The sequence below is a fragment of the Lactobacillus sp. UMNPBX15 genome, from assembly GCF_002553785.1.
Taxonomy (GTDB): Bacteria; Bacillota; Bacilli; order Lactobacillales; family Lactobacillaceae; genus Lactobacillus; species Lactobacillus crispatus.
On sequence record NZ_PCYV01000001.1, the window covers coordinates 1 to 23,383 of the forward strand.

Consider the following 23,383-nt stretch of genomic DNA (forward strand, 5'->3'; position numbering starts at 1 on the left):
AGGAAAATAAATCAGATAAATATTTAAGAAATTAAGGTTAGACTAATGGTTCACAGCCTACCGCAAAAATATTGACACTTACAATGTTATTAGCTAGTTTATAGGGAAATTTGAAAAAGGATAATGCAGTTTAATGCATTATCCTTTTTTTCTTTGCGGTTCTTTTTTAGCCAAATATTCTATTTTCTTATTTCTTCTTAATAAAGTTAAGAAGAAAACGCCATAGCCAAATTGACTCACTCTTTTGCCTACTTACACCTTTAATCGTGGATTAAGTTGTGATTACAGCTGTAATTAAGCATCTAAATCGTGAGTCAATATATTTGACAACCTCAATTTTTAAAATTAAGATTGAGATAGAGACAAGTGAGACATAGATATCGTGGAAATCGAGGACAATAAAAAGTCGCTTCAACCTATAAGCTGAAGTGGCTTTTCTTAATAGGTATTAGTATTATTTGAGCATCCAGATACTTAATATTCCAGTAACTATCATAAATATACTTATTTCAATAACTGCTCTAACAATTTTAGGTGTAAATTTATAATCATTATCATCATCACCATATAACTTCTTCATACCCACTAGCAGAATCATTATTATTAAATACATGATGAGAATATATATACCACCAATAACTAGAGCATATCCTATCGAACTTTTACCCCAAAGTTTAACATCATGGAATAAATTTCCTAAAACTTGAACTGAACCCATCATTGCAAAAGACATAGCTGTAAAAATCGCTAATATACCCACAAACTCGGAATAAATGTGGCCTACTTTACCTTTAGCCTTTTTAGCCACCTTTTCAGCATCCCTTGCACTACGTTCAGCATCAGAAGTCTGACTTAAAATATAATCTCTTTGATAACAACTTAATTTAATATGGCGTTCAAAACGTAAAAGATTATCAATTTTTTCACCTTTTCCATTTTCTGGTGCTATCTTTTCATTACTCAATAATGCAGCAAATTTGTTTTCAGTAATTTCATCTAATAAGGCAAAGTTTTCTTTCAGTATGTGAAACTTATCTTTTTCTAGATGATAAATAATATCACTAATTTCTGGATATGATCTGCAGTAACTTTCATGTTCACCCAAAAAGATAAGGCTATGGATCAACTGATCATTAGCCTCATCTTGATTTATTTTCACAGTAAATTGCTGTATGACATCTTTAATAAATTTTTTCTTATTACTCATAAAAATTCAAGTTATTTCAATTCTGCTTCATTATTAACAAAACATGATTCTATTTCTTCATTTCTATAATCAGATGCCTGATATTCCATTATTTCATCTTTATAATTACACCAACTAGGATCCTTATGAGTTAAATCAACTAGCTTCCATACGGGAATTCTAAGCAATTTAAGTACAAGACTTTTAAGTACATCTCGCACATTATTATCTATACTTTTCATCTCAGGAGTCTGAGTTCTAAATTGTCCTAACTCATCAAAGTAAGCATCTGAATACTCATTTGTAATTGGACTAGCACCATTATCTCTAAAAGTGCGATATACATTCTTTTGAACAGGACCATATTGCCATTTTGAAAAACTACCATTAACTATTCCAACTTGGTATTTACTTAAAGTATAGCCTTGCAAAAAGAACAAAATTTTCTGAAGTTGCAAATTAGTGACAGATAGCTTGTTCTCATTAGCCAAATTTATCACGAAGTTTGCAACAGCAATAGGTTCTTGAGTCTTTAAACTTTCTGCCATAATTTCCAGCCCCCTTATGAAATATCTCATAATTATGGTATCATAGCACGTTTCTAGCTACAACTACAAGATATCTGACGTTGTTTTGATAGTAGAACACTAGATGTTGATAAATAGAAATTAAAGAATTATTTATTTAAAGACTTTTAAATTCTAGAATAATTATTCTTAATTTAGATACTGATTAAACTTATTTTTCTAAAGATTAATAAACTTTTCAATTTCCAATCAAAAAAGCAGCTTAAAATCACATAAGCTGTTTTTAAACTAATACTTCCTAGCTAAGCTTCTACTCTTGAAGAACTTAGTACCTGTATAGCCATTAGAATAATCAAGATACTTAATGGTTTTGCCATTAACCTTCATAGTCTTAGCTTTAAACATGTCCCACTCTTCAAAACCAATCCAAGGAGCAACAGTGAAGTACTTACCACCAGCACGATTAGTATAGTAACCCGCTAGTTTGTTTCTAGTTGCATGTATCAAACGATTCTGTTCTCGCATCTGTGCCTTATTACTTGGATTCCAGATTCTTTCTGGAATAGCCTTCGTATTTTGATGATAAACAGTTTTACCATTATAAGTATGAGCAGTAATTCTAACCTTTCTAGATTTAGAATACCAAGTCCCACGCAAGCTTTTAGGGATTGTATACATTTTTCCCATGCCATAAATCTTTTGTGCAGCATAAACAGGCGTTGGTATGTTGACGGCTGTCATGCTAATTGGAGCCAATGCGAGCATCCCTGCCACGATTAAGCCACATTTAAAAATCTTCTTCATCAGTTTTTACACTTTCTAAATAACTTTAAATTCTGTCTTATTGTATCTCTTTATTGAAAAAATACAGTCTTTTCTTCATATTTGCACAATTATTTATCAGATACATTCTCATAATCCAAATCTTCATCTTGCAGAAGATCAGCAATCAACTGAGCATTCTCAAAATTATTATCTAATAATTCTTCGTAATAAGTTGCTAGAATCTTATAGATTCCAAATTCAACCTTGTTTGGTAAAAGTTTCAAAAACTTGATTGCCTGATTCATCTCATTATTTCTTTTACCTTGCTTAAAACAAAGATCTAAATATTTAACTAAAATTCTAGACACCAAACGCATCGTATATTCATCTACATTTTTGGCATGATACTTATTGAAAAACATATCAATCAAATTTCGAACTTGGTTAAAATCATAAAGATCTAAGATAAAAAAAGTAAACCAGAGACTTTCTTCATTCCAGTTATTCCCCTGCAAACAATTGTAGCTCGGATCTTGCTGTATTATCTTCTTTGCCTCTTCAGTTTGCCCTTCAAGCTTAGAAATTAGCAGAATAATAAAACTTTTAATTCTCAGATCTGCAAAATTACCTTTATGATAAATATCATTCAGAGCATCTACATCCTTTTTTAAATAAGCATATAAAATTCTCTCATGATAAGCATAAATTTGAGGCCGAGTATTGCCTAATCCTTGGCAAAATTTAACCATCGGCACTTCATGGGAATACATAATTTCCATCAAATCTCTGGCGTTAATCATGTTTTCATTTTTTTCAACTCGAGAGTAAAAAGATCGACTAATAGTACCAGATACCATCTGCGTTTTATTTAACTTCAAAGATTTACGGACCTCTTTTAAACGTTCGCCTACTAACATAATTAACCCCTTTGTTTAATAAATTCTTGGTTTACATAGCTAATTGATCATTTTTAACAAATTTATCAGTGAACAGGCAAAAATAGCATTCGCCATTTTCGGTTAATGTTCTTTGCTTTGTTATCTAAAAATCAATTACTTCTTTAAAGCTAACTTCATTACTCAAATTTACATTGGACAACACTAAACTAGCTAATGCTAAAGCAGCAACACTAGTAACTTTAATCTTTTTATTCATCCTAATAATTTCTCCCTTGTTAACAATATTTATTCCATATTTAAAATATAGATAGTTGATACAAAAATCTTGAAATCTTCGTAAATGACTATTTTTATTAGGACAAATAAAAGAATTGCATCCCCTAAGCTAAACAGCTTAAGAAATGCAATTCTTTTTTCTTACAATAAATCTTTATCTTCCTGAGCCTTATCATCCAAAAACTTTTCATTTGGATAAATCGACGTAACTTCAATACCATCTAAAGCTCTCTGAATCAAGCCCTCAACGTCAAGACGAGCTTCATATTCACGCGCTTTTTCCAACTTTGGCTTAGTCTTAGGACGCGGTGGAGCAAAAATTGTACAACAATCTTCAAAAGGTTGAATTGATAAATCAAAGGTACCAATCTCTTCAGCTTTGGCAATAATCTCCGTTTTATCCATTGTTGCAACTGGGCGAATAACCGGAGTAGTAGTTACATCATTGATAGCCACCATTGATTGCAAAGTTTGAGAAGCAACTTGACCAACTGACTCACCATTAAAGATAGCCAAGCCGCCACGTTGTGCACGAATGCGGTCAGCAAGCTGCAACATAAAACGACGTTGCACAGTCATCAAATAGCCTTCTGGCAGTTTTTCCTTGATCGTTTCTTGAATTTCAGCAAACGGTACGGCAATAAAATTAATCTTACCAGCATAGTTTGCCAAAATACCAGTCAATTCCTTAGCCTTAGCCAATGCTTTTTCAGTAGTATAAGGCGGACTAAAGAAGTGAACCATTTCAATATCTACTCCGCGCTTCAATGCTAACCATGAAGCAACTGGAGAATCAATCCCACCACTAAGCATCATCACAGCCTTACCAGCAGTACCAACGGGCATCCCGCCAACACCATGGAGCAACTGATTAGAAATATAAACGGCATCTTGACGAACTTCAATTCTCAAGACCAAATCAGGATGCTTCATTTCAGCCTTCAAGCCATCCATATGATCAAACAAGTAGTCACCAACCAGATTATTCAATTGATTAGTGTCGTATTCAAACTTGTGGTCACTACGCTTAGTATTAACCTTAAAGGTCATCCCTGGCTTAAAAGTCTCTTGCATCAATTCCAAAGAAGTCTTTTCAATATCTTCAAGAGTCTTAGGAATCTTAATTGCTGGTGAGTAAGTTTGAATTCCAAATACCTTCTTCAGACGTTGGTCAACATCCTTGAATGATGCGCCATTCAGGACAATGTGCATCCGATCATGACGAGGATGAAATTCAATTTGTGGGAAATCCTTAAGAACTTTTTCAACGTTACTTGCTAAGCGATTGATGAAGTCCTTTCTGTTCTTCCCCTTAGTTGAAAGCTCGCCATAGCGAACCATAACTTCTGTGTATTCCATTAATTTTCTCCCAAATGATTAATTTTAGCAAAATGATTATAAATCTTGTCAAAGACCTTAATAAATTCATCCGCTTCTTGAAGCGTATTCGTCTCATCAAAACTTAAACGAATTGCACTAGTAGCAATCTTATCATCAATTCGCATAGAAACCAAGGTGCTGGCTTCATCTGCTGTTTTTGATGCACAAGCAGAAGTAGTTGAAGTATAAATATCTTGATCTTCTAGCGTATGAACCAAAGTTTCGCCCCGAATTCCCTCTAAAGCAAAGCAAAGAATATGTGGTGCAAAGCCATCGCTTACTGGTGAAAAAATATCAATCCCTGGTTTATCTTTTAGATAATCAACAATTTTAGCCTTAATTTCTGCTTCACGCTGTGCTTTTTCTGGTTCATCTTGCAAAAGCAAACGAATTGCCTTAGCCATTCCCGCAATTGCTGGTAAGTTTTCAGTACCTGAACGCAGGCCCTTTTCTTGGCCACCACCATCATGTAAAGGTGTGAGCATCTTGCCCTCTTTTTTATATAAAATACCTATACCACGTGGTGCATGGAACTTATGTGCAGATAAGCTCGAGAGGTCTACTCTTGGTGTAAAAACCTTATCCCAAATATTTTTGCCAAGTGCCTGAACGTTATCAACATGGAACTGAATCGTTGGATAATTTTCAAGCAAATCGCTAATTTCATCAATTGGTTGAATGGTGCCAATTTCGTTATTAACGCCCATGATTGAAACCAAAGTTGTATCAGAATCAATCGCGTTTCTTAAGTCATTAACGTTAACTCGGCCTTCCTTATCAACTGGCAATCTGGTAACGCGCCAACCCAAATTCTCTAACGCGTTAAAACTATTGGCTACAGATGCATGTTCCACGCTAGAAGTGATAATATGCTTACCAAATTCACGCTTTTGAATTGCAGTCCCCTTAATTGCGGCATTATTTGATTCTGTTCCACCAGAAGTGAAGAAAATTTCATGCTGCTTAGTCCCCAGCAAATCAGCAATTTGTTTACGTGACGCCTCAAGCAATTGGTGTGCACGATCACCTATCTTATGCAAACTCGAAGGATTGCCCCAAATATTAGTCGCTACTTTATTGTAAGTATCCAATACTTGTGGATCTATCTTTGTTGTTGCACTATTATCAAAATAAATCACTATCATTACCCCTTCATTTAAAAAACGGCCAATCGCTTGACCGTTTCAAGACTTTTCAATTTTAGCTTAAATAATGAATCGCTTCAATTAATTACTCTTCTCTTCTGAATAATATGCATTTTCAAGTCGTTGATAACTACCTGGCTCTACCTTTTCAATTGCTGTAGCAATTGTATCAAGGGCTTCCTTATAGTTATATTCATTATATAGCTGCATTGCTGTCTTTTGTGCTTGCGCAATTGAATCCTTATCTGCATATTTATTTGAATACTGCATCGTCAATTCAACTAGGTTAGCGGAATTAATGATGTCATCTGCTTCACGTTTAAGCCGCTCCACATCATCAGAAATTTGAATTAATTCAGCTGAGATCTTTTCCATATTAATCCGGACCTGACTTAATTCGTTGCTGACATGGCCAATCTCGTTGACTACTAAAGTATACATTTGCACAAAGCTATCAGGATTACCTGGCAAATTTCGTCTTTCAAGTCGACGGTAAACTAATGAAACTTCTTGCTTAAAGCGCTTGATTGAATCATTAGCTACATTTTCAGAATCATAAAGTCCATCAACGTCAGTTGACATCTTAGCCTGCTCTGCATCAATTTCACGCAGGCGATCTAGCATCTGGAGCCATGAATCTTGAATAGCAGAGTAAACACCCTTACCATCTGCGATATTCTGTGTATCAATAGTGTACTGATGGTACATTTCATTGACTTCTTTTTCTAAGTCTTTACTCTTTTCCAATTCGCCATGAGTCAATTCATAGCTCTCATCAATATGCCGCAACTTTTCTACCAGCTTCTTTGACGCGGTTTGCTGATGTGAGATCAAAGTCAGCATTTTACTTTGATTTTTTTCAACAAATGGTCTTGCCTTGTATTCCTTAGCTAAAACATCATATAGATCGTCAATTTCGCCAGAGATCTTTTTATTTTCCTTGGCTAATTCATTCACCTTAGTCTCAGCTAGCAATTTGCGCGCACCATTAATTTCATCATGAATTTCCTTGATTCTGCCCAAAACATCTACGCTAGTAAGGTAATATTTTTCTGAAATCATTTTTTTATAAGCATCAGACAATTCCTTAAGCTGATCTTGGAACACTACTTCAAGTTGATGATAACCCTCTTTTAGCGGTTTTAAGCGTTTTTGTAAGTTACCCAAAGACATCCGAATCTTGGACAAAACTCGCTTAGCTTCAACATGATCACCTTGTGAAGAAAGATTTTTTGCTTCTTCAAAGTCACTCTCCATTGATGCTAGTTGATCTTCAACCTGATCAATCGCAGCACCATATTCAAAGGAATTGGCTAAGATATCTTTTCTTAATTCACGATAAACTTTAATCAAAGCATCATATTGAATTTGATTTTCCTTATTTGATTCAAGTAGTTCCGTGAAAACTGCCTTGGTGTTACGAGCATCTTCGAGCGTTGGCTTGATAATCTCCTTTGCTTGTTTAATATTCTTTCTTGCTTTAAACAAGCGATAAGTTGCATTTTCATTAGCAGCTTCTTCAACTAGCTTATGCACTCGCGGTAATTTTTTCTTAGCCGCTTCAGTGTAGCTCTTGCGCCAAGTATTTAATGTAGTTAAACTTTCGCCGGCCAAATCCATTTTATCCAGTCGCGTAATATCATCTTCTAGATGCATCTTCTCAATTTCAGTCACTGCTGCATCAATCGCTTCAATTTCTTTTAGTTGTTTACGATTGATCATTAGCATTGCTGCAACTACGACAATGATTAGGATCACCACGGCAATAATTATAATAGCTTGAATTGATGACATAGTTTATCCTCCAAAACTATCATAATTATAACAAAACCTGACCCTAATAGGTGCAAAAAGCTGTTCTATTTTCTTGATTTATTATTCTGAACTCTATATAATACTATTCGTGTAAAATATTTGCAGCAATAAGTGACAAGAACGTCAACATCTTGAAACGCTTTAGTGAACGAGTAACCCGCGCTGCATTGGGCGAAAATGTAAATCCAAGATGCACGAATGTTGAACTTATGCTTAATATTTTACTCCAAAAATTATTGTTTAAATTTTATGGAGGATTTTTTATGTCAAGATATACAGGTCCAAGTTGGAAACGTTCAAGAAGATTGGGTATTTCCCTTTCAGGTACTGGTAAGGAAATTTCTCGTCGTAACTACGCTCCAGGTCAACACGGTCCTAACAACCGCGGTCGTTTGTCAGAATACGGTCAACAATTGCACGAAAAGCAAAAGTTACGTTGGATGTACGGCTTAAACGAACGTCAATTTAGAACTTTGTTCACCCGCGCTGGTAAGATTCGTGAAGGTCAACACGGTGTTAACTTCATGATCTTGCTTGAACGTCGTTTGGACAGTCTTGTTTACCGTCTTGGTTTAGCTACTACTAGAGAACAAGCTAGACAATTGGTAAACCACGGTCACATTACTGTTGATGGTAAACGTGTTGACATTCCTTCATACGAAGTCAAGGTTGGTCAAACTATTGGCTTGAAGGAAAAGTCAAAGAACTTACAACAAGTTAAGGATGCCTTAGAAGCAGTTACTGCTCGTCCATCATTTGTTTCATTTGATGAAAACAAAATGGAAGGTACTCTTGTACGTTTGCCAGAACGTGACGAAATGGAACCAGAAATTGATGAAGCCTTAGTTGTTGAATGGTACAACAAGTTACTTTAATTTTTACATTTTATTTTGTCGAAAGTCTTTCTCAATCGAGAAAGGCTTTTTTCTTTGCTACAATAAGTACATAAAAAGAAAGGATGATTAGATGACTGAAGATTTAAATAAACGTGTTGAACAAGCAGCTCAAGGTATTACTCCACAAACTAAGCCTGATGAACGCCGCAGATTTTTAGGTTCATTACGTGAGCGCTGCTTAATCCGTATGGACAATACTGAAGTTAAAAATCCTGAATTAACTGCCCTATTTCTTAAACATATCACTGACTTTAAGGGCTATACTATTTTGATCAATGGCAATATCACTGATGATGGCTTCTTGGGAGACGTTGAAGCCAGTTGCAGCAACTATGATATTCCCTTCACTTTAGTTAACAATGAAACCGCAAAAACAGGACCACATGATACGGCAGTACTAGTTGTAGCGAAGAACGCTATCAATCGACCACGAATTGAGCTAAAGCAAGTTTATCCACCTGAGTTTCCTAAAGAAGAATTAGCCGCACCTAAAACAAAAGAAAGTTTTTGGCATAAACTTTTTCACGGAGATAAGTAAATGAAACCATTAGCATATCGTATGCGACCAACTAATTTAGACGAAGTTGTTGGTCAAAGGCATCTGATTGGTCCAGGCAAAATTATTCGCCGAATGGTGGAAGCTAGACTTCTGTCTTCAATGATCCTTTACGGCCCTCCTGGCATCGGTAAGACAAGTATTGCTAGTGCTATTGCAGGCTCAACTAAATATGCCTTTAGAAAGCTCAATGCAGCTACTGACGGCAAAAAGCAATTGCAACAAGTAGCCGAAGAAGGCAAAATGAGTGGGACAGTTGTCTTATTGCTGGACGAAATTCATCGTTTGGACAAAACTAAGCAGGACTTCTTACTGCCTTTGCTAGAATCGGGACAAATTATTTTAATTGGGGCAACTACTGAGAACCCTTATATTTCGATCTCCCCTGCTATTCGTTCACGTTGCCAAATTTTTGAATTAAAGCCTCTTTCTACAGATGATGCTTCTCATGCAATCGATCGCGCATTGAACGATAAAGAAAAAGGTCTAGGCAAATATAATGTTGAATTAACAGATGATGCGCGTGCTCTTTTGATTGAAAAAGGCAACGGTGATTTGCGGTCTACTTTGAATAGTTTAGAATTAGCTGTTCTTTCAACTAAGCAAGAATTGCAAGATAAACACCAAGATGATCAAAAAATTATCATCACTCAAAAAGAAATGGCTGATTCAATTCAAATGAAGGTGCAAAACTTTGATGCTTCTGGTGATGGACATTACGATCTAGTCTCAGCATTTCAAAAATCAATTCGTGGCTCTGATACAGATGCAGCGCTGCACTATCTTGCCCGATTAATTGAATCTGGTGACTTAGTCTCTATCTGTCGAAGACTAGCAGTAATTGCCTACGAAGATATTGGACTAGCCGATCCAGCCGCAGCTGAACACGCTATAGTAGCCATCCAAGCTGCACAAATGGTTGGCTTGCCTGAAGCACGAATTCCACTGGCTAATGCGGTTATTGAGTTAGCTCTTTCTGCCAAAAGCAATAGTGCCATTTCAGCAATTGATGCTGCACTAGCTGATATTCGAACCAAAAAAGTTGACTCAATTCCCGCCAACCTAAAAGATGCTCATTACTCTGGTGCCAAAAAGCTTGGACATGGCGTGAACTACCTTTATCCTCATGATTATCAAAATGATTGGGTAGCACAGCAATACTTGCCTAATAACCTACTTCATGCCAGCTACTTTGCACCTAAAGGCAATTCTAAAATCGAAGCTAGATATAAGGCAACCTATCAAAAATTAAAACAAATGCAATCTGATAACTTGCGCAATAATCACTAATCTCGCGCATTCAATATGGTTGACAAGCACCTGTAATATGCGTATTATAATAAGTGATCTGAGTTGATCGACAAGCTTAAATGTATAAAGTTGACCGATCAAACTATAAGACGTGGGAGTTGGCAAATAACTACCGAATCGGAATACTGCCTTGTTGCAGGATCCATATTCGCTGCGATGCCAGCTAAAATTTTGAACATTGCGGGTTCAACAAGCGTCATTATGCTATGTTTAGACAACTCGGATTTCTTTAGAATATTAAAAAAGGCGGTCTCAATTGACCGTCTTTTTCTATAGTGGAGACTGTTAAATGGCAATAAAGATTGTAATGATTATTTTTATCCTTCTCCTACTGTTAACCTCATGGTACATGTGGCACAGAAGGAACGGACATTTTTTAATTTATGACATTGGTGGCGATCCACGCTTGAGCAATATTCTTAAGTGGACTTCAGTCGCCCTTTTAGCTGAAAGTATTTTAGGAATTATTTTGCTATTCATGGGTAATAAATATTTGAACTTAATCACCTTATTCTTAGCTTCATTAACTATTTTGGCTTTTGGTTTATCAATTACTCAAAATAAAGAATAATAATTCACTAATGACAAGCAAAATTTTGGTAAAATAGAATATAGGAAGAGGTGCTTATATATGCTTTCACAATACAAGAATATTCAAGTTGCAGTTGATGGTTCAAAAGAAGCTGACTTGGCCTTCAGCAAGGCTGTAGCCATCGCCAAGCGTAACCATGCAACACTAGAAATCTTACACGTAATCGATACTCGTTCTTTCCAAAATGTTTCAAGTTTTGATTCAGCAATGGTAGAACAAGTTTCTAAAGATGCTGAAAAGAGAATGAAGGATTACCAAGCTCGTGCTACTAAGGCTGGTGCTGAAGATGTTCACTACTCTATTGAATTTGGTTCACCTAAGACAATCATTGGACATGACTTCCCTAAGAAGCACAATATTGATTTAATCGTTGTGGGTGCTACTGGTTTGAACGCCGTTGAACGTCTGCTCATCGGTAGTGTTACTGAATATGTAACTAGAACTTCTAAATGTGACGTCTTGGTATGTCGTACTGAAGAAGTTAAGGATGCTTTGCAAGGCTAATTATTTAGCTTTAATAACCGATAAAAAAATACCTCCAAAATTCAGATTTGAATTTTTGGAGGTATTTTTTTAATGTTATTTCTAAAAATCGCCAGCCGTACTGAACATGTAATCACGATTATGGAACTTCATCGACAAGATTAATCCAATCCCAATCATGTTTCCCATCAGAGCTGAACCACCCTGAGAAACAAATGGCAATGGAATACCTGTCAATGGCAATAAATCAATATTCATCCCAATATTTTCAAATACGTGGAACAAGATCATCATGATAACACCAGTTGCAATGTATGAATAAAATACATTTCTGGTATCGAACGAGATTTTTACCATTTGAATAATCAGGTATAAATAAATCAAAATCAATGCTACACAGCCGACAAAACCAAAGTTTTCACCAATTACCGAGAAAACCATGTCTGATCCACGAACTGGAACATAAACACTAGCTTTGCCAAAGCCATTACCAAATAGCTGACCCGAACCGATTGCCTTCATACTTTGCCATAACTGATAAGCTCCTGATGAAGTATCACCAGATGGGTCGAGCCAAGACTTAATTCGTTCAAATTGATATGCTTGAAAGAAATGACTCAACAATGATTGCCCAGCCGACGTAGTTACTAATACAATAACCCCAATAGCTGCTAAAATCACAATACCATATAACGGTACAATAATTTTCCAAGAAATCCCTGATACTAAAACCACGCCACCAACGATGGCAATAAATACTAACATAGTACCAAAGTCATTCTGTAACTTTAGTAAAATTGCTACCGGTGCCAGCCAAGCAATAATTTTGCCTAATAACAACCAATCGGTCTTAATCGTGTGACCATATTTATCATTATGCTCTTTGACCACTCGAGCCAACATCAAGATAAAAGCTGGCTTCATAATTTCTGAAGGCTGAAAAGTAATGGGCCCTAGTTTGAACCAACTTTTCGCACCTGTATCTGCAGCTACGCTTCTGTTATATAAGAATAGCACCGCAATCAGCAAAAATATTCCGATTCCAAAGAAAATTGGCGCAATCTTAAACAACTGTTCTGCATCAAACTGCATCACAACCACAATAATTGCAATTGAAATCAAGTACCATAATGCCTGCATAACTACTGCCCTAACAGGTGAACCAATATGACTAGGATCACCTAATGCAGCAACATAGATACAATACAAGCTAATTAAAGCCAAGAGTAGCACTGGTATAATAATATTCCAGGCTAATCGATCGAATAGACTCGTTTCATTTTCAACTTTTGCCATTAAACAATCACTACTTAAATTTTATTTTTCATGTAAGGTGAAGTATGAAAGTAAATCGTTAATACTGCTTTCAAGACTATTAGCAAATAAAATATTACTAGTCTTAGAAGTAGTAGCGCGATAACGACCTTCCACCTTTTCAATTAAACCAATGGACTTCTTGTTAGGAATAATAACTTCCCAAGTTGGTAAATTCTTTCCTTTAAGTTCATTAACTTCAATATCAATATTTTCTAACTTTTTAGACATAAATCCTCCTACTTGCTATCCGGATGAAACTTAGAAGATATAATCGGGTCTTCATATCGATCCGGATGTGGATTTCGAAAAATAGTAAAATTATCAGGAACTGGATCTACCCCGCCCCTAATAAAAGGGTTACACCTTAGTATACGACAAATTCCCATAATTAACCCTAAAATTGGGCCATGTTTTTTCAACGCGTCAATCATATAATTAGAACACGTGGGATAATAACGACAACTTGGTGGTAATAACGGTGAAATCACTGTCTGATAAATACGTACAATAAAAATCAAAATCTTACGCAAGTAATTTCCTCACTTAGTGACGTTGATGCTTTTCAATATTTTTAAGCAAAGTACCAGTTCCTAAAGCTACTGCTTCCAATGGATGATCAGCAATTAAAACTGGAACTTGCAAATAATAAGAAATCAACTTATCAATATTCTTTAATAGGGCTCCACCACCTGTTAGCATGATTCCGCGATCAATAATATCTGCTGAAAGCTCTGGTGGAGTTGTTTCCAATACTTCTTTAGCTGCTGCAATGATTGACATCAAGCCTGGTTCTAAAGCCTTTTGAATCTCTGGTGCAGTAACTGTAGTCTGCTTAGGCAAACCATCAACTACGTCACGACCACGAACAGTAATTTGTTCATCTTGGTCTGGTTCAAAGGCGCTACCAATTTCAATCTTAATTTGTTCAGCAGTTCTAGAGCCGATTAACAAATTATGCTTATTCTTAATGTAACTGATGACAGCCTGGTTCATCCGATCGCCAGCATAACGTAATGATTGAGAAGTTACAATTTCACCCATTGATAAAACTGCAACGTCAGTGGTACCACCACCGATATCAATCACCATATTACCTTGCGGTTTAAAAATATCCAAGCCTGCACCAACAGCCGCAACTTTAGGTTCAAAGTCTAAATAAACCTTGCCGCCACCAGACTTTTCAGCTGCCTGAATAATTGCTTTTTGTTCAATTGAAGTAACTCCAGTAGGAGCACAAATCAAAATATTTGGCTTGGACATAAAGCCTTTTACATTTAATTTTTCAATAAAGTAAGACAGCATTGCTTCGGTAATGTCAAAATCAGCAATTACCCCATTCTTCAAGGGGCGAATTACTCGAATATTACCTGGAGTTCTTCCCACCATCTCATATGCCTCTGAACCAACTGCAACTACCTTGTTTGTATCGGTATTTACAGCTACAACAGAAGGTTCATTTAATACGATACCTTTACCAGAGACATTGATCAGTACGTTTGCTGTCCCCAAATCAATTCCTATATCTCGTGCCACGATAACCCTCCATAATTATTCATCGTCCATTTTACCATAAATAATCATGACTTTCCTTTACTGTCCTTGTTTTAACACAATCTTTAAAACAAATTACTCAATTGCATTGAAGTATCGATAAAAGTAATGACAAAATTGCCAACTAAAAAGCCTAAGCCAATTGCAATAAATAAATATAATAATTGCGTTTCAAAAACATGGCCTTTACGAATAATTTTATCTAGTTGAATTGCTTTAACTGCTTGAAAAGATAAGCCAATCGCAATCAAATATATAATGATACTAATAATGGCATGAATGCCTAATTGAAACATATATTTTCCTCAATTTTGACAAAAAAAGACGGATGCAGCATTTTGTGCATTCGTCTCTTTCTTCTTCTAGTGACCTTTAGTATTGTACACGCTAATTCTGTTCATTGCTCGTCTTAAAGCAACTTCAGCACGTGCCATAGTTTGTTCGTCATGTTTTTCCCGTGCTTCCTTCAAACGTTGCTCAGCGCGTTGCTTCGCTGCCTCAGCACGAGAAACATCAATGTTTCTTGCGCGTTCAGCACTATCTGCAATAATCGTAGCAACATTATTCGAAAACTCAATATAGCCACCGGAAATCGCAATATGATCAACTACTGAATCCATTTCACGGCTTCGCTTAATCTTAACCTCACTAATAACTAGTGGAGTTAAAAGTGGTACGTGGTTATACATGATTGAACGTTCACCATCAACGGCACGTACATCAACGATACTTCCACGATGTGAATAAATCATTCCATTAGGAGTTACAACATCTACTTTAAAAAGCTTCTCTGGATCTGCCATTTGACATCACCCTACTTTTCTAGTAAAGCTTTAGCTTCTGGATCACTTGGAGTTACACCCATTTCTTGTGCTTTCTTCAAAACATCTTCAATTGGGCCGACACCACGAAAGGCATCTTCTGGTAAGTCATCAAGATGACCATCCAAAATAAGCTTAAAGCCCTTAATGCTTTCCTTAATTGGAACATATGAACCTGGTACACCAGTAAATTGTTCTGCAACAAAGAAGTTTTGTGACAAGAAGAATTGGACCTTACGTGCACGTGCAACGATCAATTTTTCTTCATCAGACAATTCATCCATACCTAAAACAGAAATAATATCCTGTAATTCATGGTAACGTTGTAAAACATGTTGTACTCGAGTAGCTACTTCATAGTGTTCTTCACCAACAACTTCAGGGTCAAGGGCACTTGATGAAGATTCAAGTGGGTCAACAGCTGGATAAATACCTTGTTCTACTAAGCTACGTTCCAAGTTAGTAGTAGCATCCAAGTGTGCGAATGTGGTTGATGGAGCTGGGTCAGTATAGTCATCGGCAGGAACATAAACGGCTTGAATTGAAGTAATTGAACCCTTCTTAGTAGAAGTAATTCTTTCCTGCAATTGTCCCATTTCTGTTGCTAAAGTTGGCTGATAACCAACGGCACTTGGCATACGACCAAGCAAAGCTGAAACTTCTGAACCAGCCTGAGTAAACCGGAAGATATTGTCGATAAAGAGCAACACGTCTTGACCCTCAACATCTCTAAAGTATTCAGCAAGTGTCAAACCAGTTAACGCAACACGCATTCTGGCACCAGGCGGCTCGTTCATCTGACCAAATACCATGGCCGTTTTACTTAAAACGCCTGAAGCTTTCATTTCGAAGTAAAGGTCGTTACCTTCACGAGTTCTTTCACCAACACCAGTAAATACGGAAATACCACCATGTTCTTGAGCAATGTTGTGAATTAATTCCTGAATGATAGTAGTCTTACCAACACCGGCACCACCGAACAAACCAACTTTACCACCACGTACATATGGCTCAAGCAAGTCGATAACCTTGATACCAGTTTCAAGAATTTCACGACTAGTAGTCAAGTCTGCGTACTTAGGTGCTTCCTTGTGGATACCTTCACGAGGGTGATCTTTTGAAAATTCTGGACCACCGTCAATTGGTTGACCCAAAACGTTAAACACGCGTCCTAAAGTATCTTCACCAACTGGAACGGAAATTGGACCGCCAGTATCTTCGACTTTCATACCACGACGAAGACCATCGGTAGATTCCATGGCGATCGTTCTTAAGACACCATCACCAAGCTCAAGTGTAACTTCAAGGACAATGCTTTCATCCTCTGACTTAATTACACGCAAGGCATTGTTAATATCAGGTAAATTCTTATCAATTGGGAATTTAACATCGACAACTGGGCCGATTACTTGAACGATTTCACCTTCACTCAAAACATCTACCTCCTTTTCTTTATTACTCTAAGGCATTTGCACCACTGATAATTTCAGTAATTTCAGTAGTAATTTGTGCCTGTCTAGCACGATTTAATTTTGTAGTTAAGTTTGATACCAGATCATTAGCATTATCAGTCGCACTCTGCATGGCTGTCATTGAACTAGCATGTTCGGCAGTCTTAGCATCCAAAATAGCACCGTAAATAGTAGAACGTGCATATTGTGGTAACAACTTCATTAACACTTGATTTGGATCTGGTTCAATATCGTATTCTAATTCTTTATGTGCTTCAGCTTCTTTGACACCAATATCTAAATCGACGATTGGTAACATTTTTTCAACACGAAAAGCAGATGATAATGAGTTAACGTGGTGAGTATAACATACGTAAAGCTGGTCATAGACACCATTCAAAAACATCTTAATTGCGGTTGAAACAATTGGTAATGCTTCATCAAAAGTTGGTACATCTGAAACACCATTCTTTTCATAAACAACGTTAATATTGTTCTTTTTAAAGAATTGTGCCGCAACCGAACCTACAGCAAGAACTTTGATATCGTGTCCTTGAGCACGTTCGTCCTCAAAGATACTCATCATATTCTTAATGACATTGCTGTTATAAGAACCTACAAGACCACGGTCACCTGAAATTACCAAGAAACCTGTTGTCTTGATATTCTTACGTGGCTGAATCATATCTGCTGTAATCCCCAAACCAAAGACATCAGTATAATCAATTTGAGCAACATTGTTCTTATCAATTGAGACGTCTTTTTCACGTAGATTATCAACTACTTCTGAGCTAATTAAACGAGAAATAGTTCTACGAATATGGTCGTTATAAACGGTATAACCTTTATCACGATTTTCAGTTTGGTTCAACTTTGAAGCAGAGACCATTCTCATAGCTTCTGTAATCTTACCAGTTTGTTTTACTGAAGCAATTTTTTTCTTTAACTCAAGTAAAGATGCAGGCATATTCTACCTCCTATTTCTCACTTGGTGTAAAGCTCTCACTGAATTCTTCAATTGCTGCTGACAATTTCTTATCATCTGGCAATTGACCAGTTTCACGAATTGTCTTGAGCAAATCAGCATGACTGCTGTCAAAGTTATCAAATAATTCGTTTTGGAAACGAGCAATATCTTCAACTGGAACAGCGTCAAGATATCCGTGAGTCAAAGCATAAAGAATCACAACTTGCTTTTCAACAGGAATTGGATCATGAAGTGGTTGTTTCAATACTTCAACGGTTCTTTGACCTCTATTCAACTTAGCTTGAGTAGCTTGATCAAGATCACTACCAAATTGAGCGAAACTTTCAAGTTCACGGTAAGCTGCAAGGTCAGTACGCAAAGTACCAGCAACCTTCTTCATTGCCTTGATCTGGGCGTTACCACCAACACGAGAAACTGAGTTACCAGCATCGATGGCTGGACGAGTACCAGCAAAGAACAAATCGCTTTGCAAGAAAATCTGTCCATCAGTAATTGAAATTACGTTGGTTGGAATATATGCAGAAATATCCCCAGCTTCAGTTTGAATAATTGGCAAAGCTGTTAATGAACCGCCGCCAAGTTTGTCATTCAACTTAGCACTACGTTCAAGCAAACGTGAGTGTAAGTAGAAGACATCACCTGGATAAGCTTCACGACCAGGCGGACGACGGAGAAGCAAGGAAAGTTCACGGTAAGCGACGGCTTGTTTGGATAGGTCGTCAAATACGATTAATACATCCCTGCCATTGTACATAAATTCCTCACCCATAGCAGTACCAGCATATGGTGCAATATAAAGCATTGGTGCTGGCTCACTTGGGCCCGCTTCAACAACAATGGTATAATCCATTGCGCCAAAACGCTTTAAAGTTTCTACTTGAGTTCTAACGGTTGATTCCTTTTGACCAACAGCAACGTAAATACAAATTACGTCTTGCCCCTTTTGGTTAAGGATAGTGTCGATGGCCAAACTAGTTTTACCAGTCTTACGGTCACCGATAATCAATTCACGCTGACCACGACCGATTGGAACTAAGGCATCGATAGCCTTAATACCAGTTTGAAGTGGTTGATCAACTGATTGTCGATCCATAACCCCCGGAGCCTTGGCTTCAATTGGACGACTCTTGTCAGTCTTAATTTCACCCAAACCGTCCACTGGTTGACCCAATGGGTTAACTACTCTACCGATTAAGGCGTCACCAACAGGAACTTCCATGATTCGTCCAGTTCTTTGAACACGGTCACCTTCACGAATATTGTCAAATTGACCCAAAATAATGATACCTACATCATTTGATTCAAGGTTTTGTGCAATACCGTATGAGCCGTTATCAAACTTCAATAACTCACCAGACAAAACATCGTTAAGTCCGTGAGCACGGGCGATACCATCACCAACATAAGTTACAACACCAACTTCGCTGATGTCGAGCTTATCGTCGTAATGTTCAAGTTGTTGCTTGATCAAGGAACTAATTTCTTCCGCTTTAATGCTCAATGGTTTCACCTCTTTTAATTTTTATCAATTATCTGCGCACGGATCTTCTTCAGTTTATTCTTAACTGATCCATCAATCACGCGATCTTCTACTTGAAGAACCACGCCGCCTAAAATACTTGGATCAACTTTATTCTCTAGACGCACCACGTTTAGGTTATATTTCTTAGCAAAACTTTCACCTAAACGTTTGAGTTGATCATCATCTAGCTTAACAGCCGTAGTTGCAACGCCAGATGCGACCTTCTTTTCATTATCATAAAGTAAGACAAAGCGATCAATAATATCGATCAAATCAGCAAAACGATCATATTTAAGTAACAAATTCAAAAAGTTTTGAACCTCATCTGAAAAATCTTTTTCAATTGCAGTCAAAAAATCCTTTTTATCTTTATTACTTAAAATAGGATCGCTCAAGACACTAATGATTTGTGGATTGGCTTCAGCAGCCTTTTTTAATTCCACCATTTCATTATAAACAGTGTCTAATGCATCATTGTCTTGCGCATAACCAAATAGTGCGGCACCGTAGCGTGCTGCAATTTCTTCTCTACTTAAAGCCATTAATCATCCAACCCCTTAATAAATTGGTCGACTAAATCTTTTTGGTCTTTAGCAGATAAATTCTTAGCAATTACTTTTTCAGCGATTGCTACAGAAATATCAGCAACTTGATCGCGTGCAGAATTCAAAGCGTCTGCTTTTGCCTGAGCGGCATCTTCATTAGCCTTTTTGCGAATTGCTGCAGCATCTTCGTTTGCATTTGCTACGATTTCTTTACTTGTGTTTTGCGCGTTACTCTTAGCGTCAGAGAGAATTTGTGTTGCTTCTTGTCTTGAGTTCTTCAAGGCAGCTTCACGCTCATTAGCAAGCGTTTCAGCTTTCTTTCGTTCACTAGCAGCTGAATCCAAGTCATCAATAACTTTTTGCCGCCGCTTTTCCATCATATCTGATACTGGTCCCCAAGCAAAGTGCTTAATAAGAAGCATCAAGATGGCAAAACAGATCAAATACCAGATAGCATTACCTAAGTAAATATGTGAGGCTGCAAATAATGTTTGAATAGTCATTTACTGCCCTTCTCTCTTTAATACTATTCCTTTAAACAGAAAATTATCTCTTTTTATTAAAGGAACAAAATCAAGAAGGCAACAACGATAGCCAAAATAGGAACGGCTTCGATCAAACCAACACCAATAAACATTGTTGCTCTCAAGTTACCTGCACTTTCAGGTTGACGAGCCATACCTTCAAGAGTCTTTGAAATAACTTTACCGTTACCCAATGATGCAGCCAAAGCTGCTAAACCAGCTGCAATGGATGCAGCAAGATATTTAAAAGCTTCTGACATAAATTTATACCTCCAAAAATTTATTCTGTAGTAACCTTCTTACCAATGTAAACCATTGATAAAGTTACAAAAACATATGCCTGGATAGAGCCAATGAAGACAGAGAAACCTTGCCAAATCATGGCTAATGGAGCTGCCAAAACTAACGTAAATGGTCCACCAGCATGTGCTAGATCATTACCAATTAAAGTTAGCAAAACTTCACCAGCATAAATATTCCCATATAGACGTAATGATAAGGTTAAAAAGTTGGTAAACTCTTCAATTAAATTAATTGGAAGCATAAAACCAACTGGTTGCGTATAGCTCTTCAAATATCCGCCAACACCAAATCGTTGTACGCCGAATGTGAACGATAGAAGCAAGGTCATCATTGCAAACGACATTGTCGCTACTGGATCAGCAGTTGGTGATTTAATAAACATCCAATCATCAACTTTGACTTCCATGAACATCCCTAATTGGTTCATAAACCAAATAAACAGGAATAAAACAAATGCATATAGTGATAGGTGATTTTGAGCATCCTTGTCGCTAACATTATCTTTAACAATGCCGTTAGTGAAATCAAGTAAATACTCGAACACATTTTGTCTCTTATTGGGTTTCATTTCAACTTTTCTTGAAAGCCAAATGCAGATAAATAAAACTGCTAAAGCCATTAGCGTTGAACCGATAATACCAGAAAGTTCAAAATTCAAGCCCATGAATTTAAAAACAAATGATTTCTCCATTACTTCGTGACCTCCCTTCTCGTGCTGAATAAAACTCGAACACGTAAATCATCTTAACACCAAAAAAGGTCTTTGTGTAAAATGAAAGCGCATTAGAGAAAATATTTTTCTAAAAAGGACGATTACTTAGTACCAAATAGTCTGTCACCAGCATCACCCAAACCTGGGAAAATATAACCATTATCCATCAATTTGTCATCTTCAGCAGCTGCATAAATGTCAACGTCAGGATTTGCTTCTTGAACTGCCTTAATACCTTCTGGAGCAGCTACCAAAACAGCAAGCTTAATTTCCTTAACACCACGCTTCTTCAATGCAGCAATGGCATCATTAGCTGAGCCACCAGTTGCAAGCATTGGATCAACGACTAAACATTCACGTTCAGCAATATCCTTTGGAGCCTTGAAGAAATATTCATGTGGCTTCAAAGTCTTTTCGTCACGGTACATACCGATAACGGCAATCTTAGCTGAAGGAACCATTTCAAGGACACCATTAAGCATCCCCATACCGGCACGTAAAATTGGCACAATTGTCAACTTCTTACCAGCAATTTCCTTTTGGACAGTCTTACCCATTGGTGTTTCAATTTCAACATCTTCAAGTGGCAAATCTCTAGTGATTTCATAGGTCATTAACCCACCAATTTCACCAACAATGCGACGGAATTCATTTGACCCCGTATCCTTGCGACGAATAATAGTCAACTTGTGTTGAATCAATGGGTGATCCAAAACTACGAACTTTCCCATATATGCCTCCTATAAAAAATAATATGATCATTAAATATTTTAATCAAAAACGCAAAGGGTTTAAAGCCCTTTGCGTTTTATTTTTTATTTATTGAAATGATGTCCACCTGCAGCTTTATTCAATCGATTCATGTAAGCTAAACTTTCTTCACCTTCATGAAATCCTTGCACGTAAATAGTTTCAATATCATCTTGATCATCGAAATAGCGCAAGCCACCAAATAAGTTATGGTCGGCATCAACTAAATTGTTGCCCAGATCAAATTTATTTGCTTGAGGTAAATTAATTTTAGCTAAGACTGGCGCTAAAGCTGCTACACCAGTTTTTTCATTAAAATCAATTTTTGCAAAATCAGCAGGATCATCAACCACGACTACCGGCTCACTTGGAGCATAATGACGGTATTTCATTCCTGGTGCCTTAGGTATATCTTTGTCTGACACTTTGCCCGTGTTAATTAAAACTTTTTCACCTAAAACTTCGCTTAACTCTTCTGGAGTAATTTCACCAGGACGAAGAACGATTGGTGTTTCTACCGATAAGTCGATAATTGTCGATTCTAATCCCACACGAGTAGGGCCATCATCAATAATTCCGGCAATCTTACCTTTTAAATCATGGTAAACGTGCTCTGCAGTAGTAGGACTAGGCTTAGTTGAGGTATTAGCCGATGGTCCTACAATTGGATAACCCAATTTAGCAATTAAATCATGAGTCAATTGATCATCAGGGCAACGAAATGCTACAGTATCAAGTCCCCCAGTAACTGCATCTGGCAGAGTTCCTGGTTTAACAAACAATAGCAATGTCAAAGGACCTGGCCAGAAATGTTTAATTAATTTCTTAGCTCTTTCTGGAACTTCTTTAGCATACTTAGCCATCATTTCTTCGTCAGAAACAGTAACGATCAATGGGTTATCACTTGGACGTCCCTTAGCAGCATAAACGCCCTTCACAGACTTTTCTTTGGTTGCAATTGCACCTAGACCATAGACTGTCTCAGTTGGAAAAGCAACCAATTCACCCTTAGCTAACAACTTAACTGCATCATTGATTTGATCTTTTTTAAAAATCTTCGTTTCCATC

27 protein-coding genes are annotated in these 23,383 nt (G+C 37.0%); 5 read left to right on the top strand and 22 right to left on the bottom strand.

What is annotated here, in order from left to right:
- Positions 1–454: 454 nt before the first annotated feature.
- The 7 genes from CP366_RS00005 to ezrA all read right to left on the bottom strand — a co-directional run bounded on the left by CP366_RS00005 (position 455) and on the right by ezrA (position 7,972).
- Positions 455–1,207, bottom strand: coding sequence for a hypothetical protein (locus tag CP366_RS00005; protein ID WP_023488089.1), 753 nt, complete (start codon positions 1,205–1,207; stop codon positions 455–457).
- 11 nt (positions 1,208–1,218) lie between these two features.
- Positions 1,219–1,734: a Panacea domain-containing protein gene (locus tag CP366_RS00010; RefSeq protein ID WP_148239134.1), complete on the bottom strand. Its 516-nt coding sequence runs from the start codon at positions 1,732–1,734 to the stop codon at positions 1,219–1,221.
- A 267-nt stretch (positions 1,735–2,001) separates the two neighbouring features.
- On the bottom strand, positions 2,002–2,517 hold the full coding sequence (locus CP366_RS00015) for a hypothetical protein (RefSeq protein ID WP_089147798.1): 516 nt from the start codon (positions 2,515–2,517) through the stop codon (positions 2,002–2,004).
- Between the two features lie 89 nt (positions 2,518–2,606).
- Positions 2,607–3,395 (bottom strand): helix-turn-helix domain-containing protein, encoded by a 789-nt coding sequence (locus tag CP366_RS00020; protein ID WP_089147797.1) that lies wholly within the window; start codon positions 3,393–3,395, stop codon positions 2,607–2,609.
- Between the two features lie 399 nt (positions 3,396–3,794).
- The gene (gene thiI, locus CP366_RS00025) at positions 3,795–5,012 is read right to left on the bottom strand and encodes a tRNA uracil 4-sulfurtransferase ThiI (protein WP_089147796.1); all 1,218 of its coding nucleotides are present in this window, start codon (positions 5,010–5,012) and stop codon (positions 3,795–3,797) included.
- Complete coding sequence (locus tag CP366_RS00030; RefSeq protein WP_089147795.1) at positions 5,012–6,172, bottom strand: cysteine desulfurase family protein; 1,161 nt, start codon at positions 6,170–6,172, stop codon at positions 5,012–5,014. Before CP366_RS00030 ends, thiI begins: the two co-directional genes overlap by 1 nt.
- A gap of 87 nt (positions 6,173–6,259) precedes the next feature.
- Positions 6,260–7,972, bottom strand: coding sequence for a septation ring formation regulator EzrA (ezrA, locus tag CP366_RS00035; RefSeq protein ID WP_089147794.1), 1,713 nt, complete (start codon positions 7,970–7,972; stop codon positions 6,260–6,262).
- A 284-nt stretch (positions 7,973–8,256) separates the two neighbouring features.
- Between ezrA and rpsD the strand changes: the two genes are divergently transcribed.
- The 5 genes from rpsD (at position 8,257) to CP366_RS00065 (ending at position 11,852) form a co-directional block, all read left to right on the top strand.
- On the top strand, positions 8,257–8,868 hold the full coding sequence (rpsD, locus tag CP366_RS00040; protein ID WP_005721374.1) for a 30S ribosomal protein S4: 612 nt from the start codon (positions 8,257–8,259) through the stop codon (positions 8,866–8,868).
- A 91-nt stretch (positions 8,869–8,959) separates the two neighbouring features.
- Entirely contained in the window at positions 8,960–9,427 is a 468-nt protein-coding gene (locus CP366_RS00045; protein ID WP_089146306.1) for a YueI family protein, read from the top strand.
- Positions 9,428–10,735, top strand: coding sequence for a replication-associated recombination protein A (locus CP366_RS00050; RefSeq protein ID WP_013086116.1), 1,308 nt, complete (start codon positions 9,428–9,430; stop codon positions 10,733–10,735).
- Positions 10,736–11,045: 310 nt separating this feature from the next.
- Positions 11,046–11,327 carry a hypothetical protein gene (locus CP366_RS00060; RefSeq protein WP_005718786.1) on the top strand — a complete coding sequence of 94 codons (282 nt, stop codon included), beginning with the start codon at positions 11,046–11,048 and terminating at the stop codon, positions 11,325–11,327.
- A 60-nt stretch (positions 11,328–11,387) separates the two neighbouring features.
- On the top strand, positions 11,388–11,852 hold the full coding sequence (locus tag CP366_RS00065) for a universal stress protein (protein ID WP_005718784.1): 465 nt from the start codon (positions 11,388–11,390) through the stop codon (positions 11,850–11,852).
- Between the two features lie 81 nt (positions 11,853–11,933).
- On the opposite strand, the gene CP366_RS00070 is transcribed toward CP366_RS00065, so the two are convergent.
- The 15 genes from CP366_RS00070 to CP366_RS00140 form a co-directional block, all read right to left on the bottom strand.
- On the bottom strand, positions 11,934–13,127 hold the full coding sequence (locus CP366_RS00070) for an FtsW/RodA/SpoVE family cell cycle protein (protein ID WP_013086115.1): 1,194 nt from the start codon (positions 13,125–13,127) through the stop codon (positions 11,934–11,936).
- 21 nt (positions 13,128–13,148) lie between these two features.
- Positions 13,149–13,376, bottom strand: a complete 228-nt coding sequence (locus CP366_RS00075; RefSeq protein WP_013086114.1) for a DUF2969 domain-containing protein — start codon at positions 13,374–13,376, stop codon at positions 13,149–13,151.
- A gap of 8 nt (positions 13,377–13,384) precedes the next feature.
- Complete coding sequence (gene yidD, locus CP366_RS00080) at positions 13,385–13,678, bottom strand: membrane protein insertion efficiency factor YidD (protein ID WP_089143154.1); 294 nt, start codon at positions 13,676–13,678, stop codon at positions 13,385–13,387.
- Positions 13,679–13,691: 13 nt separating this feature from the next.
- Complete coding sequence (locus CP366_RS00085; RefSeq protein WP_013086112.1) at positions 13,692–14,681, bottom strand: rod shape-determining protein; 990 nt, start codon at positions 14,679–14,681, stop codon at positions 13,692–13,694.
- Between the two features lie 83 nt (positions 14,682–14,764).
- The gene (locus CP366_RS00090; protein WP_089146308.1) at positions 14,765–14,995 is read right to left on the bottom strand and encodes a DUF1146 family protein; all 231 of its coding nucleotides are present in this window, start codon (positions 14,993–14,995) and stop codon (positions 14,765–14,767) included.
- Between the two features lie 66 nt (positions 14,996–15,061).
- Entirely contained in the window at positions 15,062–15,502 is a 441-nt protein-coding gene (locus tag CP366_RS00095; protein ID WP_005718776.1) for a F0F1 ATP synthase subunit epsilon, read from the bottom strand.
- A gap of 11 nt (positions 15,503–15,513) precedes the next feature.
- On the bottom strand, positions 15,514–16,953 hold the full coding sequence (gene atpD / locus CP366_RS00100; protein ID WP_005718775.1) for a F0F1 ATP synthase subunit beta: 1,440 nt from the start codon (positions 16,951–16,953) through the stop codon (positions 15,514–15,516).
- Positions 16,954–16,975: 22 nt separating this feature from the next.
- The gene (locus tag CP366_RS00105; RefSeq protein ID WP_005728513.1) at positions 16,976–17,938 is read right to left on the bottom strand and encodes a F0F1 ATP synthase subunit gamma; all 963 of its coding nucleotides are present in this window, start codon (positions 17,936–17,938) and stop codon (positions 16,976–16,978) included.
- Positions 17,939–17,948: 10 nt separating this feature from the next.
- Positions 17,949–19,460 carry a F0F1 ATP synthase subunit alpha gene (gene atpA, locus CP366_RS00110; RefSeq protein ID WP_005721378.1) on the bottom strand — a complete coding sequence of 504 codons (1,512 nt, stop codon included), beginning with the start codon at positions 19,458–19,460 and terminating at the stop codon, positions 17,949–17,951.
- Between the two features lie 14 nt (positions 19,461–19,474).
- Entirely contained in the window at positions 19,475–20,023 is a 549-nt protein-coding gene (gene atpH, locus CP366_RS00115) for an ATP synthase F1 subunit delta (protein WP_089147793.1), read from the bottom strand.
- Entirely contained in the window at positions 20,023–20,529 is a 507-nt protein-coding gene (gene atpF, locus CP366_RS00120) for a F0F1 ATP synthase subunit B (protein ID WP_005718771.1), read from the bottom strand. Before atpF ends, atpH begins: the two co-directional genes overlap by 1 nt.
- Positions 20,530–20,585: 56 nt before the next feature.
- A complete protein-coding gene (gene atpE, locus CP366_RS00125; RefSeq protein ID WP_005718768.1) occupies positions 20,586–20,810 on the bottom strand; it encodes a F0F1 ATP synthase subunit C in 225 nt (74 codons plus the stop codon).
- Positions 20,811–20,830: 20 nt separating this feature from the next.
- Positions 20,831–21,544 (bottom strand): F0F1 ATP synthase subunit A, encoded by a 714-nt coding sequence (gene atpB, locus CP366_RS00130; RefSeq protein ID WP_005728516.1) that lies wholly within the window; start codon positions 21,542–21,544, stop codon positions 20,831–20,833.
- 122 nt (positions 21,545–21,666) lie between these two features.
- Entirely contained in the window at positions 21,667–22,296 is a 630-nt protein-coding gene (upp, locus tag CP366_RS00135; RefSeq protein ID WP_005718766.1) for a uracil phosphoribosyltransferase, read from the bottom strand.
- Between the two features lie 84 nt (positions 22,297–22,380).
- Positions 22,381–23,382, bottom strand: coding sequence for an L-threonylcarbamoyladenylate synthase (locus tag CP366_RS00140; protein WP_005721381.1), 1,002 nt, complete (start codon positions 23,380–23,382; stop codon positions 22,381–22,383).
- Between the last annotated feature and the right edge of the window lies 1 nt (position 23,383).